Source organism: Burkholderia sp. Leaf177 (assembly GCF_001424345.1).
Classification (GTDB): domain Bacteria; phylum Pseudomonadota; class Gammaproteobacteria; order Burkholderiales; family Burkholderiaceae; genus Caballeronia.
In genome coordinates this window covers 199,434-215,272 of sequence record NZ_LMPF01000022.1, presented here as the reverse complement: position 1 = coordinate 215,272, position 15,839 = coordinate 199,434, and the positions used below count along the sequence as shown (strand labels likewise).

Here is a 15,839-nt window from a genome sequence, read left to right as displayed (position 1 = left end):
CCCTTGCAGGGAAGCTCCCCACAAGGGTTAAAAAAGTTGATCAGGCTGCAAGCGCCTGGACGTCGATAATCGCGTCAGCCTCCGCGACAAGATCGGGTGTTTGCGAGATAAAAAACTCCCGCTGGTACCCGCCCTGTTGCAACACTTCACGCTTCATACGCATGAACTGCAGCTTTCGTTGCGGATCAAGCGGGCCGTCCGATTCGTCGCTAAAGAGGGTTTGGTACGGCTGCCCGGTTTTTTGGGCGAGGTATAACGCAATGCCTCGCGTCAAACACTCGTTAATCCATACCTTCTGGCCACCCGACATCACCTCGACCAGTTTGGTGCTGTCGTTGTCGGCGTCGTGCACAAGGATTTGAAACCCCTCGCGCATTTCACCGCTGGCCAACGCTCGTTGCGTACGAATCTCAACCGTGAAGCGCCTGCCGTAACACGCCAACAGCAGCTCGTTCACGGTTTGCGTCAGCGCCGGCCCCGCGTCGTCGATCGTCAGAGCAACAACACCATCGTTGCCCAGACCTTTTGCCAGCAGCTTCCAATGTGCAATCTCATTGGAGAGGCGATTGGCGCGGACTTCTGTCGCGACAAACGGGATCACTTCCGTCTTCAGCCTTTCGCATTCAGCTTGCAACGTCGTTTGCGACCGAATCAGATCTTCAATTCGGGCATCCAGCGCCACAACACCTTCGCGATTGACCAATAGTTGGCGGTCGATATCAGCGATCGCGGCGGTCACATCGACTGCACCCAGGCGCGTAACCTCCTCGGTAATCTCCGTGAGCTGCGCCATCAAGCGAGACCTATCAGCCTCGACACGAAGCAGGCGTGCCCGTTCCTCTTCGGCCAAAGCCTTGAGTTCCGTTTGCGCCGCCTCGAGGCCACTAATTGCAGCCTCCAGCAACGGTTTCTTCGCAGCCAGTTCGGTCGCCTTCTCAAGCTTCTGACGGGTCGTTTCAATCGCGTCGTTTAGCGACTTCAACTCAGCGCGCTTTGCAGCAAGCTGCTCGAGCGCCGGCGCCAATTCCACAGCCAACTTCCTCGTTTCCGAATAAGTCGTTCGTAGTTGGGCCACCGAGATCCGCTGAACCTCTGCCTGTACCTTCGCCTCACGTGCCTGCGACAACAGCGGACATCTCGTGTGCATCTCGTGGCCAGCACAGGGAACGGAGTCGACCACCGCAGCTTGCTGCCTGAGGTTTTCAAAATGAGCCGCTTTGGTCGGCCCTTCCTTCTCAAGACCCTGCAACTTGCCCTGCAACTCTGCGTGCTGGACCTGCTTCGCCTGCAGCGCTGCAATCTCGATTTGCAAAGGCTCGACTCGCGCGGCCTCCCGGCCAATCAAAAGTTGCGCCTCATCACGCTGCGCTGCCGCTCCAAGAATTGCTTCTCGTTGGGTCAACGTCGCTTGATGGGTGGCAACCGACCGGTTCAGCGCCGACACACGTTGTTGCGCGCGCGTCCTTGCAGCCGTGTCGTCGTCAATCAGAGTCTTCAGGGCTCCATTCAACTCGTCTCGCCGCACGCCGAGTTGCCGAAGGCGAGCCTCGATTGCGGCCGACTCACTTTGCTTGGCGGCAAGCGTCGCGCGCTGCTGAGTCAGGCTTGTTGTGACGGCCACCGCTTTATCACGCTCCGCGCGGGTAGATCGAAGTGCTTCAAAGTCGCGGTCCGCCAAACGCTGAACATCCGACACGCGTTCGCGTTTAAGCACCAAAGCCGAGATCTCAGCGTTGGTCGCGTCGAGCGCACGACCTAAAATCTTCCCAACGTCGGCAGCTTTCGCCGACAACGCCTTCAGATTCTCGATCCCGAGCAATTCGGCCAGCAATGTCTTGATTTCACCTGATCCGTAGGACGCAAGCGGTCGCCGGTTTTGAGCCGAAAACACACTTGTGAAGAACGTGTCGAGTGAGCCATTGATCGCTTCGACGCAGCGGTTGTAGGTATCCGCTTTGCCGTCCGAGACGGTGCCATCCGGTAAGGACACCGGGTGCCACGTGCCGTCCATCGACCGATAAGCCAGGTAGTACTCGGCCTTGCCAGTCTTCCAGGGCTTTCGAAACGAAAACGAGGATCGATAGCGGATGCCATCGTGTTCCCATTCGAGTTCCTTGAGCGCAGTGGGTGCGCAGATATGGTCCCAATACGAGAACGCATCGACCGACATCTTCGAGGCGTGCGACGGCATGATCGGATACGGATGCAGGTTGTCCATGATCGTCGTTTTCCCGGCCCCATTGGGTCCGGTCAACGCAATCAGGCCTTCCGGCAAGCTTTCCAGATCAAGCGTGAGGCTGTCGCGATGCATACCATCTCGCACACCGTAAAACCCTTCCAACGTGAGTTTCAGTGGGCGCATGGCGGCATCTCCGATGCTTGTTGCGACATCTCAACCCATTGCGCATAGAACCCGTCGTTGTCATCGTCCGGAAACGCGTCGTGAACGGTCCCAACGGCAGGTGCGGCAACAGGTTCGGGCAAGCGAGGCGCGCTCAACGTGCCATCGATTGAGGCGCTCACCAAATCGCAGACCTTCGCAAACTCGCGTCGGGCGCTAATCAGAAGCTCATCCCAGCCCGGGTGACCGGTCAGGGTGCGAATCTCCATCGCGGACCACTGGGTTGCGTAGCCTTCACGATACGACCAGAGAAGGTGCTGCAGCTCTACCGTTGGCGTCACGGCGATGTTGCAAATGCCAGGGGCAGTTGCAGACATCACAAGCACTTTTCCGGACTGCGCAATGACAGCGCCGCGGTGGTCGCCGAACGGCTGATGAAAAATCGCCGCGGTGAAACCGGCGTGGTCGACTAACAACTTTTGAATCTCGCGCGCCGGACGATGCTCGGACGCAAAGGTACGAATCCAATCGGATCCGGCAGGATAAAGGCCAAACATGATTGCACTCCGTTAAGAAAGAAATGACGGAGTGCGCCCGTTAGGGATCGCTCCCCGCCAGGGTGAAGAAAATTGAAACTGCTGAGAAAGGGTGTTGCTTACATCGATGCGGCCAGGACGCGGTGAAACCTTGTTTCGATAACCTCGCGGGCTATCGGAACACGGCTCGTGTTCACAAGTGAGAGAGCCGTAATGGCCTCTCTCACTGGATTGGCAGCTCACGCTGCAAAAAGATCATCCTTGAGCCACGAGGCCGGTGATGAAACGATCTGGACGGTTGCGTCCGGAGATTCAATCGTTTCGACACCCGCACAATTGACAGCCGAGTCTGAGCGCGCCGCGCTCTCCCCCATCCACCGCAGCACTTCGCGCACCAGCAGCGCACCCACTGTCGCCCCAACGTCTATCCCCAGTACAACGATGAACTCGGCCGCGCCGATGGTTTCACCCGCTCCTGCTGCAGTAGCAAAGCCAGCGGATCCTGTCGTCGTGCAACAAGTGCCTCAGCAAGCGGTTAGCGTCGCGCCCGTTGCGGCGAGCGAGGCGACTCCAGTTGTCAGCACAACACCCGCCGTACCCGCAACGAAACAGACGCATCCGGCCCGTCATCGGATCTCGAAGCCGCGAGTGGAACAGGAAAGCGTCGCTGAGCCGACTACGTCACCGCGCGCTGTTACGCCATCCGCTCCGGCGGCCCGGACAAGATCGAACGAAGTACAGATGTTCTAGGGAGCTTGAACATGAAAAAAGAACTTAGCATCACCCTTATCTCCCCCGGCTGTGCAATCAACGGCGACATGATTGTCGATCATGGCGTCAGTTGCTTTGGCTTGTGCGCGGGCAGCGTGATCTCGACGCGCGGGTTGCTGCATATCGGCGAAGGCGGCTTGGTCAAGGGCAGCACGCAAGGCGAGCACGTACGCATCGACCGGCGCGTCGACGGCAATGTCCACGCCCGCGATTCGCTCGAGGTCAACGGTCACGTATCTGGCGACATCCTGTATAGCGGCACGATTCGCTTGGGGCCCAACGCGTCGCTTAACGGCACGCTCAAGCGCGTTACTCGAATGTTGACGATCAATGCGGCTCCAGGAAGCAACTCGGCGTTGCAACAAGAAGAGGCCGCAGCACCGTCTCCAACTGCCCCTATCGTCGGCGCCGCAGAAAAAGCCGATTCGAATGTGACTGAGCTCCACCGCACCGCAGCGTTCTGAACCGTGCCTTGTCGAACGGACCAGTAAGCCCGCGTCGGCGACGATCCGCCTGAAAGATGTGCCGTGGATCGCGGCCTCTCACACCTGGTCGCAATCACAATGACTACAAAACCCGACACCGACTACCGATGCGAGACCTGGGAAGCCGCAGCGCAGGAAGCGGCGTTCGCGGATGTGTGTTTTTGCATGCTTGCTGACGGGCGATTTATTAACCGCCATGCGATGCCCTACAAAATCGCCCACCGCAGTCCGTTCGTCCTGCCCGAAACGTTTTTGGCCGACCTGCTGGAAAAAGCCTTGCACTTGGAGGAGTAGGGTTTATACTTACCCCGTCTCCTCCATGTCTCCACTGATATGGATTGTGCCCGCCACCTGAGCGGGCTTTCTTTTGTCTAGCGTATCTGCTTCGTCGGGATCGCTTTTTGCATCATTCTCCTCGCTGCCAAATTCAGGCGCATAACCAAATCGGAGGTTTGCTATGAATAAGGACCAAGTGAAAGGAACAGCAGAAAAGGTGAAGGGCAAGGTCAACGAGGCTGTGGGCAACGCCACGGACGATCCAAGCCAGAAGGCGAAAGGCCAGCTACAGCAGGGTGCCGGCGAGGCGCAGAAACAATATGGCAATCTGAAGGAAGACGTAAAGGATGCGCAGAAGCGCTAGCCGTAAGCGGATGTTTGCTCGTAAAAAAACGCCGGGCTTCCCGGCGTTTTTTATTCTGCGCTGCGCAAAGTCGCACTCTCTAGCTGATCCTTATGCCTCGCGATACGACCGGCAGAGATATAAGGGTTAACACGTAAACGGCAATAATCCTTTGTCATTTTCGCGGTTAATCTTAAGCGAGCGTTTACCTACACTCGAATCACTATAACGCAAACGGGTGTTTGCGCGAAAAACAAGATCCGGAGGTAAATATCATGAAACTCTCATCCATCATCGTAGCCGCAGCGCTCGCAATCCCTGCTGTGTCGTCGTTCGCTCAATCCAGCCAAGCGCCGGTTACGCGCGCTCAAGTGAAGTCGGAGCTGGTTCAATTGGAAAACGCAGGCTACAACCCGGGCACGGGCGATCACACAACCTATCCGGCGCAAATTCAGGCGGCTGAAGCCAAGGTTAGCGCGCAGAACGGCCAATCGAGCTATGGTGGTGTTGCTGACGGCACCTCAGCTTCAGGTAGCTACCACGCGCCTGCACATACAGGTGCTACCGAGGTCGACCCCGTCTACCGCGCCCACTAAGGCGACCCCGCATTTCGGCTTTGACTGCAAAAAAATGGCTGCTGTCGAAACCGACAGCAGCCATTTTGCTTTTTTAGGACCTCCCCATTGGCTTAGACGCCGGTGGATTGCCCAGCGCGAGTGCCTGGGCGTTTTTTATGCCGCGCCTCGGTTTCGGCCCTGCTGTAGGAGCACGCTGACTAAACGTTGAAGTGCTTGCCAGCGTTCCGTACACATTTAGCAACACCTGTAACGAAAAGTAAACGCAGTGTGGGGTAACCCACATAGCACCCATTCCGCGCCAATTACTATGTACTGGCTGTCCGACAACAAACGCCCGACGATAAATCCAATACGCAGAGGCAACAGGTCAGTTACGAGAGAAATACCACCAATGCGGTAACGGGGGTTCCCACCTTGGTTTGAAGGCCCGGCATCGTCCGGGCCTTTTTCCATTGCGCCTTACGATGCTTGTTAGGTCACCCGAACGGCGTATTCAGCACCTAGCGCATCTTTCGCAATCGTTGTTTTGACGCCAACCGGCACCGTCACATCAACCCGTTGCGTCCAGTCATGACCAGCGTCCACCGACGTGAGCTTGATGAGCAAGTGGGCGCTGTTATCCGGATTAAAAGTTAATACATTCGTATCCACATAAAGGCTGTTGGCAGTCTCGGTCGGCTGGACAAACCCCGATTGCAAGCGAAATGCCCTAACTACGGCTTCCTCGGTTGTGTGGAGGGTCGGGATCCCAACCCGGGCAACGAACGCGTACTGGATATGTCTGGAAACCGTACCTTCGTCGGGCCCATCGATTGTCATTTGAATGGCGGCTTGATCCAGATTCCTGAAGTCACGGCACCTACCACTGGCGCAGGTGAGCAAAGCGTTCCCGGCCGCACCTTCCGTCAGGAGGCCAGTGGTTGAGCACGAATCACCAGCAGACACCTTAACTTGGGTCACGGTTCCCTTGGTGTTCACAACCTGGATGCTTTGCCCGTCCGCAGGTGCGATTTTGGGCGTCCCCGTCACGGATATCGTTGTGTCCTGTAAAGGCAAGGTCTGCGCGCAGGCAAGCGACGCGTAGCAAACGGAAAGCGCGATTAAGAAACTTTTTTTCATCAGGTAGCCTTGTATCCACAATTACGGTATCGAGATCGAGTCGATTGACTCGAAATTTTTAAATCGATTTGTCGCGCATTTCCGCCGTTTACGTGGGGACCGCACGTCGCGTGTTTGCATTCTTAAATAAGAGGGTAGCGGCCCTCGCCGACAAGAACGACAAAGCGATGAGGGCCGCTACAAAGAATATTAACGACGACTGCGATGCGGATTGAGCGCGTACGACGTTCTCTCTTTGCTGCTGGAATGTTATGCGCCGCTTTTCGAGCTTTTGGTTCAACTCGGCGAGAGATTGAAAACCGTACTGCGCGAGAACAGCTTCCCGCTCATCGCCCGTCAACCGTTGAACTATCTGCAACGTGCGCATATCTTGGGAGGAGTTGGCCGCCTCGCCAACAATTGCCAGTGTGGCGGCCGAACTCGAGGCAAAGGACGTGAAAGCGATTGCGGAGCTAATCACGGTTGCCCCGGCCACCACGACAAGCGCTGCGCCGATTGCCTTCTGCCCAAAAATTAGTTTCTGTTTCATTTTTTTCCCGTGTTTTTGTGTAGCACTTCGCTGCTCGAATGCCCTTGCTATGCGGCAAGCGCCGGCTCAGCTGGCGCCTCGATTTGTGCTTCGGTCACGAACCTGGACGCGAAGTTCTTGGCCGTACCCGAAATCATCAGCGACTCACGTGCACGCGTCATCGCGACGTAAAACAACCGACGCTCCTCGGGCTCAGTTGATTTGGCATCGGGCGCGATTGTTTCTTCCGCGCGCGCAATCCACACGTGGTCCCATTCCAAGCCTTTCGCGCTATGCATCGTCGTGAGAATTAGTGCGCCGGGTGTGGGGTGGTTGTTCTCCTGACGCATAACAGCAGCCGTTCGGTGAACGTTCCAGAGAGCCTTGAGAGCACGTCGTACGTCGATTGAATTGCGCGGATTGCCTGCTCTTTTTTCGCGTACTTCAACATCCACTCGCTGACCCCGGAAAGCGTCAACGAGTAGAACTTTCGATCGCACAAGCCACGCCACTCTGCGAGCCGCTTCATGAACTCGCGATAGTTCGTGGCCACGTCTTCCGGCAAGCCCAACTCGACCAGATCAGCCCTGCCGCGCTGCTGCAGCTCAGCGCCCATGTTTGCGTGGAGCTCACGCAATTGCTCGGCGCGAAGGCCAAGGTGAGCCAGCACCGAGTCCAGCCCGGTTTCTTTGACCCGCTCGACAATTTCCAGCAAATTGCACATGAGCGCACCTTCTGGCCGACTCAGCACAGAAGACCCCGACGCACGGTAGTACTTCACGCCATGCGAACGACAAACCGCTTCGAGCGGATCGAGAATGCGGTTCGTGCGAGCGAGAATGGCGCACGACTGTTTCGCGGCAAGAAGTGGTGCCAGTGTCTCGACCGCAGCGACGGCCTCGTCGTATTCGTCGGCGTGCCGCGAAGCCGTCACGCGGCCACCCATGCCCTTCTCCGCGCGCAACACCTTCGCGATGCGATCGACGTTGTTGCGTATGACGCGGTCGGCGGCCGCCAAGATCTCGGAGCGACACCAATAGTTACTGCCAAGCACCACCGGCTTAGCATCGAACTGCTTAATGAACGCTTCCATGCCCCGGTAGCCCAGCGCTTCGCAAAATGCATAGATGCTTTGATCGTCGTCGCCGACGACCGTCACGATCGAGCCTGCCTTTGCATGCAGCTCGATCCAGCGATACTGCAGCGGGTCGGTATCCTGAAACTCGTCAACGAGGAGAAAGGTGAAGGGATACGGGAGGATCGTGCCGTTTTCCATGCCCTCGACCGCCAAGCGCAGCATGTCTTGGAAATCGATCTTGCCGTTTCTAGCCAACGCGTCTTGGTAGGCCGCGTACAGTTGCCCGTCTTCACTTTGCGGATCGAATTCGCCGAAGTTCGTCTTGATCTTTTCGATCGTTGGAATGACGTCTTCTGCCTTTCCTTCCCGCCCTATCTCTTGCATCACGCGGATGAGCGATCCAAGTCGGTCGCCGTCGGATGCGATATCGAGCGGCCGGCTGCCAGGCCGCTGTAACTGCTTGTATGCAAGCGAGTGGAAGGTTCCGGCAATCAAACGTTTCTTGACGGCCTTGCCGGCGGTGGCCAGGATGCGCTCACGTAACTCGAGTGCGGCATCCTTCGTGTGGAGCACGACTGCGCGAATACGCGAACCACCAGATTGATTCGTTAACAAATTGACATAAATAGAATTAACACTTTTTAGTAGGAAACCTAAATAATAGGGTATCTCGTTCTTAAACCGCGGTTGATACATAAGAGGTTTGCATCTTGAGGGTCTGGCTATGTGCCTAGAGTGCTGATCTCCACGCGAGCAATGATTGACCGTGATCGACCCCTATGCCGCCGCTCAGACAATGGGGGCGGTCACAGCGCGTTGATTTTTGGGTTGGCTGATGCGCAGAGGTCGAAGCCTCTCTTGATACTACTAAGCAGGGACGAACTCGGCCTCGGTTATTCGGGCGCGGGGCCAGTTGACTGTCGTTCTATAATTTTCTCGTGCCGAATCGTTATGCTGGCTTCACCGGGTGAGCGTCCATTCACCAAAGCAACGAGCAGAGATACCGCCTCGTAGCCCAGTCGGTCCAGAGGATAGGATACTGAAGTGACTGTTGGATTTAGCAGCTCTGCGACCGCACCGTCGTAGAGGCTTGCCACGGACACGTCATTTGGAACCTTGAATCCGCGCCGGTGTGCCTCGTGCATTGCGCCCGCAGCGACCAACTGATTTGTTGAAAATAAAGCGGTCGGACGTCGTCGCAATTGTAGAAGTTGGCTTGCGGCTTTTTCACCACCTTCCCGGTCGTAACCGGCATCGATGACGAGACTGTTATCAAATGGCAAACCAAGTTCTTTCAGCGCGAGCTTGTACCCATTAAGGCGTCTGCTTCCAAGAAATCGAAGAGTCCCGCCTAAAAACGCAATCCGCCTGTGCCCAAGGTTGAATAAATATACAATCATGGCCCGCACGCCGTCCTCGTCGTCTAAGATGACGTGAGGCACCGAATCATCGACATATCGGTTGACCAGCACAACTGGTGCGCTCAGCTTCTTTACAGCGGCAAACTGCTCTTTTTCCCGGAACCCTGTTGATACAAGGAACCCATCGACTCGATTGCGTTCCAGAATTCTTGCGGCAAGTGTAGGGTCTTCGCCCTCCGCGCCGATTCCGCCGAGAAGCATGGAGTAGCTTAACTCTCGAGCGGCTGTTTGCGCACCGAGAATAATGGCAGGGAATGCCGGACTGTTTATTTCCGGCACAATCATGGCGATGGTGCCGGAGCGAGACATGCGAAGCCCTCTTGCCTGCGGGTTCGGAGAATAACCGAGCTTCGTTATCATCTCCCGGACGTGGGTCTTGGTTTCCTCGCGCACATTCAGACTGGGGTCATTGTTAAGAATGCGCGAAATCGCACCGGCCGAGACGCCCGTTGCTTTTGCAACATCTGAGATGGTGACGCGCTTCGCGGCCATACTTCAAATCCTCGCTTCGAGAAGGCGCCGGTGGACCTTCGTAACCAGAAACCGCAATCATAAGCTGGTTGAGCGAGAACGCGGAAAGAACATAACGTCCCCAACGCCTTATCGCCCCCCTCCCAAGTAGTCCCACGCCGACAGGGCGTGCGTCTTGATGACCGTCATGAACTCATCAATAGACACGGCTTCGTTAGGTGCGGCCATGCCACTCGGGGACGGGCCGAAGATGTAGGCAGGAACCTTGTGGTAACGCCAGAACTTGCAGTCTGTGGCACCCAACGAAGGGATTGCCAGCGGTTTATTTCCGGTTATTGTAAATGCGTTGTCGGCAAGGATGCCCACCATCGGATGGTCGTGCGCACATGAATTCGACGGATTACTGGCGGCCTCTTGAACCGATACTTCGACTTGTGGATACCCTTTAAGAATTTCGCGGATAAATGCCATCGCACGGTCCGCATCCAAACCAATTGGCAGCCGGATATCCGCTTCGAATGTGCATGAGCTCGGAATCATGTTCACCTTCAAGCCACCATGGATAGTTCCAATGTTGAGGGTGGGACGCGCGAGAATCAGGCCGGCACCTGCACCCATCGCACCATCTGCCGCAGCCTGAACGTCCTTGCGCTGTAAATATGCGGCCAAGTCGATGGGCAAGTTCGGCACGACGGACTCAATTGCGCCGAGTTTCGAGATGACCTCGGCGGCGATGCGGCTAGCACTTTCGGTCTTGTGCACGTAAGCGCCGTGAGCGCCTTCGGTACGAACAACAAACGTCAATCGAAGGGTGCCTTTCTCGGCAAAACGTATGGTGCCGATACCGCCAGGTTCTGCATTCAGCATGCAGTCCCCATGCCAGCGCGTGTCGTTCTCAAGCAGCCAGCGACTACCCCACTTGCCGCCGGTCTCTTCGTCCGATACCGCTGTCAGACCAACGCTGCCCTTGAGCAAATCGCGAAACCGATGAAGATACGTGAACGCAATGATGGAAGCTGCTGTGCCAGACTTCATGTCACTTGCGCCGCGACCGTGCACCTTTCCACCGTCGACCTCTCCTGACCATGGGTCCTTTGTCCAACCCTCACCTGCCCCTACCGGAAACACGTCCATATGGCCATTGAGCACGAGGCGACGGCCGTCGCTTCCGCCCTTAAATTCACTGACGACGTTCGGCATGTCGGGATTGGGCGCGACAATTGAGGAATCAGCACCTTTCTGTTTCAAATACCCCGCAACAACATCCGCAACGTCACGCGTATCTCCTGGCGGATTCGGAGATGGAGTGCGAATAAACTCCTGCAAAAACGCGACGTGGGCATCTCGGTCGGCATCGATAGCCGCAAGCATTTCTGATTTAGTCATGGCTGAAGTAAAACGATTTACTTGAAAATACCACTGAACCGGGGTAGCGTCAAACGAAAGGTGCTCACTCGGAATCAGGTGCTTATTACCCGCTTAAAACTTGTGACGGATGCCAGCAATCACGGCAGTTTGGTTGGACGTGGACGAAGCGGACAGGCCGGCGATATTGGCCACCGCCGTTGTTCCACTCGAATCACGCCCAGACGCGTGCTGGAACACACCATTCAGGTACAGGTCGGTTCTCTTTGACAGGAAGTAGTCCGCACCCAACATGCCTTGGTGATACTTGGCGTCGTTCACGCCATAGCCCTTGGTGTAGTCGTACGCGACGCCAAGAACGAGGGCCGGGGACAACTGGTACTTGAAGTTAGCTTCGGCGTTATGAAATTTAGCTGCGCCGCCAGCGCCAACACGCGGCAAACCTACCTCCGTGCCGATGTCCTTGAATTGCGTGTTGCTATACGTAGCGCCAACAGTGGCGGCACCGAAGTTGTAAGCTGCCGCAGCAGCGATAACTTGCTGCGTCTTCGCCGAGGCGTAGCCGGAATAAACCCGACTTCCAGTCATGTTCGATGTGGCGGTATTGGAGGCCGCGTTGTTGCCAAAGAACGAATAATTCGGGTCTTTGACGTTAAGATAAGAGGCGGCAAAAGAAACCGGTCCCTGAGCATACTTACCCCCAAGCGAAAAAATCTGGTTCCGATTGAACTGGCCCGCTACGCCGCCTAAACTGTAAAGGCCGCCGAATGAGAGGCCGCTGAAAATGGTATTTGCGTATTTAACGGAATTGTTGACCCGGTTAGTGTTGTTCATGTTGTCCAGGTCGCCTGGGTGGGCTCCGTAGAACGACATCCACTGGTCGGCGGCCATGAATGGCCCAACATAGTCCACTACGGAGTCATATTGGCGACCAAACGTAACAGCTCCGTATCGTGCAGACGACAACCCGACATATGCCGTTCGCCCAAACTCATCGCCGCCTTGTCCAAGACGCCCGGTGAAAGCATTAAAACCGTTCTGCAAGTCGAAAATTGCTGACAGTCCACCGCCGAGGTCCTCGCTTCCTTTAAGGCCCCACCGACTTCCCTGGATGTTACCGCCGCTTGTCTCGTAGAGCTTTTGGCCGCCACTATTGTTGCTATATAGGAATCCAGCGTCAACGATTCCGTACAGGGTGACATTGCTTTGAGCGTGAGCCGACCCTACTATGCCGACGCAAGCTGACACTGCGATACAGACTATTTTCATGACATTCTCCAATGTTGTCGAAAAAACTATCTAACTAAGAAACGCATTTTTATTTGTTGTACTAATTGAATGAATTTAGAGATTTGGGGTGCATAGAGGTTCATGCGCATGTACCCTATGCAACGTCGAAGAGACCGGCGTAGCACGTGCGCGTTCCCCTTTTATTCCCTAGCGCTCGAGGAGAGATCGTTGCACATGGTCGTGTTGAACGTTTTACGCACCACCCCTCAAATCGCTTCCGTCAAACGCACCGCGTTATTTCGCCAACACCTCGTCCGCGACTTCGTTCACCGCGCCAAGCGTGTGCGCCACAATCGTATCGACGTCCTCTTTCGTGAGGATGAGCGGTGGGGCAAATCCGAGGATGTCTGCATGTGGCATTGCGCGAGCGATGACACCGCGCTTAAACAATGCCGCCGCAACTTTGGGTCCGACCTTGATAGATGGGTCGAACGCAATGCGTTCGACCGGCTGCGCCATAAACTCAATCGCTGCGAGCAAGCCGGTGCCTCTGACCTCGCCAACCATCGGATGGCCAGAGAACGTCGCACGTAGCTGCTGTTGCAGATAAGCGCCGACATCCGCTGCGTTCAGTGTCAGGTTTTCGCGCTCAAGGATGTTTAGGTTTGCGAGCGCGGCAGCCGCGCATAGCGGGTGGCCGGAGTACGTCCAGCCATGACCCAATGCCCCATTTTCGATGGAGCCGCGCTCAAGAACGTCCCAGACGCCCTCGCTAACAATGACCCCCGACAAGGGCGCATAGGCACTCGTCAAACCTTTGGCGACGGTAATGAGGTCCGGCTTGATATCGAAATGCTGCGACCCCATCGGGGAGCCAAGCCGTCCAAATCCACACACAACTTCATCGGCAATGAGCAAGATGTCGTGCTTTTTGAGTACGGACTGAATTGCCGGCCAGTAGCCGTTGGGCGGAACAATGATGCCCCCGGTGCCCATTACCGGCTCGCCGATAAATGCTGCGATGGTCTCCGCGCCCTCTGCGGCAATGAGACGCTCAAGTTGGTCCACGCAGTAGCTGACGAACTGCTCCTCACCCATCCCAGCGGGCGCTTGGCGATACCAGTGCGGACATACGGTGTGCTTGACGCGGTCAAACGGCAAGTCGAAATGCTCATGGAAACTAGGCAGGCCTGTCAGGCTACCCGTCATCAGACCCGAACCGTGATAGCCACGCTCACGCGAGATAATTTTCTTTTTCTTTGGGAGACCCAGCACATTGTTGTAGTACCAGACGAGCTTCACTTGCGTTTCATTGGCGTCGGACCCGGACATGCCGTAGTACACTTTTTTCATGCCGGGTGGAGACCACTCGATTACCCTTTCCGACAGCGCAATGATGGTGTCGGTCGAGTGACCTACATATGTATGGTAGTAAGCGAGCTTCTTCGCCTGCTCGTAAATCGCCTCTGCGATTTCAGCGCGCCCATACCCAACGTTGACACAGTAAAGACCGGCAAAACCATCAATGAATTCACGTCCTTCATGGTCGCGAATCCGGATGCCATCCGCGCCCGTGATAATGCGTCCCGGAAGGGCTCCGCTCGCATGGTCGTGCGCATGCGTCGAGGGGTGCATAAAGTGACTGCGGTCCGTGCTAAGTAATGCGTTAATTTCGTTCATTTCAGATTGTCTTCGAATGCGGTTTCAGCAAATGTGTCAACGCTTCAACCAATGCTCTGCCCCGTGCTTACCCGGGGATGGGATAGTGGTTGCCCGCGCTTCACTGACGCATATCTATCAACACGCTCTTGAACCGAAGGTTTGCCTCGTACGCCTGTCGTCCAAGGTCCTTTCCGATACCGGAACGTTTGTAACCGCCTGTGGGAATCATGAAGTCGGATGTACGTCCGTAGCGATTCACCCACACGGTTCCCGCCTCCAACCGGCGCACGAACCGAAGTGCTCGACCAATGTCTGCCGTGTGCACCCCCGCTGCCAGACCGTAGTCCGGGTGCTGCGCTAGTGACAGGGCTTCCTCGTCTTTATCGAACACCTGTAGCGTCAGAACGGGTCCGAAAATTTCATCTGTCACCGCTTCCGAAGCGGGCGTTACGTTAGTTAGCAGGGTCGGCATAAAAAACGTACCAGCACCTTGATTTGACACACGGAGGCCGCCGCATTGAACCGATGCACCCGACGCTTTCGTCCGGTCGACAATCGATTCGATACGCGCGATTTGTGGTTCAGAGATGATGGGGGCGAGTGTCGTTTCTGACGACCAGGTGTTGCCGGCTTTCAGTAGCGCAAAATGTGAAGCAATTCGGTCGGCAAGAGACTCGGCGATAGAACGCTCCACGATAAGTCGCGACCCCGCAACACAGACTTGTCCAGCGTTCGCCGAGATTGCACCCGCAATCCGACGCGCAACGTCATCGAGTCGGGGTGCATCGGCGAATACGATTTGAGGACTTTTTCCGCCAAGCTCCAACGTGACCGGCTTCGTTCCCGATTCGGCGCACGCAGACATGATTGCCGCACCGGTCCTTGTAGAGCCGGTGAACGTCACTTTCGCTACCTTCGGATGCCGCACCAGCGCGTCGCCTGTAGTACGACCATCGCCCTGGATAACGTTGAAGATGCCCTTTGGAACGCCTGCCTGCACAGCGAGCTCCGCCAGCCGAATCGCGGAAAATGGCGTCATCTCCGACGGCTTTAACACCACTGCGTTACCTGCAGCCAATGCCGGAGCAAGCTTCCAAGACGCCATGACTAGCGGGAAATTCCACGGGGCGATTGCTCCAACCACACCGTACGGCTCGGCAATCGTCATCCCCAGATGGTCTTGGTCCGTTGCAATAACCTCTCCGCCGACCTTGTCCGCAAACTCTGCGTAAAAGCGAAAACCTTCGGCAGTGAAGGGGATGTCCCACGCGGTGGAATCGCGTATCGGACGCGTCGACCCGAGCGACTCCAGGGGCGCCAGACCCTCCACGTCGCTAACAATGAGGTCAGCAAATCGCCGTAGGACTGCTGCGCGCTCTCGTGGCGAGATACGCGCCCAATCGCTCGTTTGATATGCCTGCCACGCATTCTCGACGGCTCGGTCGACCATCGCAGCATTTGCGATGGGAAGGGACGCATACACAACGCCGTCAGATGGACGAGCGACGTCAATTCGCTCGTCCCCCTCATCAACCAGTTCACCTCCGATGAAGTGTCCACGCGGAATTTTGATAGTATTTGGGTCGAACTGATTCATTTCAAACTCCTTAAACTGGTAACGATGCAACTCGACAGCGTCGTGGACTAGCTAAACG

General features: G+C 56.2%; 14 protein-coding genes and 1 pseudogene. 4 read left to right on the top strand and 11 right to left on the bottom strand.

From position 1 onward, the window contains the following. Positions 1 to 40: 40 nt before the first annotated feature. Positions 41 to 2,362 carry a nuclease SbcCD subunit C gene (locus ASG35_RS19790; RefSeq protein ID WP_056361430.1) on the bottom strand — a complete coding sequence of 774 codons (2,322 nt, stop codon included), beginning with the start codon at positions 2,360 to 2,362 and terminating at the stop codon, positions 41 to 43. Beyond that, positions 2,350 to 2,898 (bottom strand): hypothetical protein, encoded by a 549-nt coding sequence (locus ASG35_RS19785; protein WP_056361429.1) that lies wholly within the window; start codon positions 2,896 to 2,898, stop codon positions 2,350 to 2,352. Before ASG35_RS19785 ends, ASG35_RS19790 begins: the two co-directional genes overlap by 13 nt. Positions 2,899 to 3,638: 740 nt before the next feature. Here ASG35_RS19785 and ASG35_RS19780 point away from each other — a divergent pair. The 4 genes from ASG35_RS19780 (at position 3,639) to ASG35_RS19765 (ending at position 5,348) form a co-directional block, all read left to right on the top strand. Then, positions 3,639 to 4,112, top strand: a complete 474-nt coding sequence (locus ASG35_RS19780; RefSeq protein ID WP_056361419.1) for a bactofilin family protein — start codon at positions 3,639 to 3,641, stop codon at positions 4,110 to 4,112. 99 nt (positions 4,113 to 4,211) lie between these two features. Next, positions 4,212 to 4,427: a hypothetical protein gene (locus ASG35_RS19775; RefSeq protein ID WP_056361416.1), complete on the top strand. Its 216-nt coding sequence runs from the start codon at positions 4,212 to 4,214 to the stop codon at positions 4,425 to 4,427. 163 nt (positions 4,428 to 4,590) lie between these two features. Then, complete coding sequence (locus ASG35_RS19770; RefSeq protein ID WP_056361412.1) at positions 4,591 to 4,773, top strand: CsbD family protein; 183 nt, start codon at positions 4,591 to 4,593, stop codon at positions 4,771 to 4,773. Positions 4,774 to 5,027: 254 nt separating this feature from the next. After that, positions 5,028 to 5,348: a DUF4148 domain-containing protein gene (locus ASG35_RS19765; RefSeq protein WP_056362130.1), complete on the top strand. Its 321-nt coding sequence runs from the start codon at positions 5,028 to 5,030 to the stop codon at positions 5,346 to 5,348. 453 nt (positions 5,349 to 5,801) lie between these two features. Here the strand turns inward: ASG35_RS19765 and ASG35_RS19760 are convergent, their stop codons facing one another. From ASG35_RS19760 to ASG35_RS19725, 9 genes and pseudogenes are all read right to left on the bottom strand, one after another. After that, entirely contained in the window at positions 5,802 to 6,449 is a 648-nt protein-coding gene (locus ASG35_RS19760; protein ID WP_156393273.1) for a hypothetical protein, read from the bottom strand. A gap of 88 nt (positions 6,450 to 6,537) precedes the next feature. Then, complete coding sequence (locus tag ASG35_RS19755; RefSeq protein WP_056361407.1) at positions 6,538 to 6,978, bottom strand: hypothetical protein; 441 nt, start codon at positions 6,976 to 6,978, stop codon at positions 6,538 to 6,540. A gap of 47 nt (positions 6,979 to 7,025) precedes the next feature. Then, complete coding sequence (locus ASG35_RS32220; protein WP_235527627.1) at positions 7,026 to 7,457, bottom strand: 3'-5' exonuclease; 432 nt, start codon at positions 7,455 to 7,457, stop codon at positions 7,026 to 7,028. A 263-nt stretch (positions 7,458 to 7,720) separates the two neighbouring features. Then, positions 7,721 to 8,731 (bottom strand): annotated as a pseudogene (locus tag ASG35_RS32215) (UvrD-helicase domain-containing protein); the annotation flags it as partial. Positions 8,732 to 8,928: 197 nt separating this feature from the next. Beyond that, positions 8,929 to 9,948, bottom strand: coding sequence for a LacI family DNA-binding transcriptional regulator (locus tag ASG35_RS19745; RefSeq protein ID WP_056361403.1), 1,020 nt, complete (start codon positions 9,946 to 9,948; stop codon positions 8,929 to 8,931). 108 nt (positions 9,949 to 10,056) lie between these two features. Further along, positions 10,057 to 11,313 (bottom strand): M20/M25/M40 family metallo-hydrolase, encoded by a 1,257-nt coding sequence (locus ASG35_RS19740; RefSeq protein ID WP_056361400.1) that lies wholly within the window; start codon positions 11,311 to 11,313, stop codon positions 10,057 to 10,059. A gap of 93 nt (positions 11,314 to 11,406) precedes the next feature. Continuing rightward, the gene (locus ASG35_RS19735; protein ID WP_056361397.1) at positions 11,407 to 12,561 is read right to left on the bottom strand and encodes a porin; all 1,155 of its coding nucleotides are present in this window, start codon (positions 12,559 to 12,561) and stop codon (positions 11,407 to 11,409) included. Between the two features lie 255 nt (positions 12,562 to 12,816). Beyond that, positions 12,817 to 14,202: an aspartate aminotransferase family protein gene (locus ASG35_RS19730; protein WP_056361393.1), complete on the bottom strand. Its 1,386-nt coding sequence runs from the start codon at positions 14,200 to 14,202 to the stop codon at positions 12,817 to 12,819. A 100-nt stretch (positions 14,203 to 14,302) separates the two neighbouring features. Continuing rightward, positions 14,303 to 15,781, bottom strand: coding sequence for an aldehyde dehydrogenase family protein (locus ASG35_RS19725; protein ID WP_056361389.1), 1,479 nt, complete (start codon positions 15,779 to 15,781; stop codon positions 14,303 to 14,305). Positions 15,782 to 15,839 lie beyond the last annotated feature (58 nt).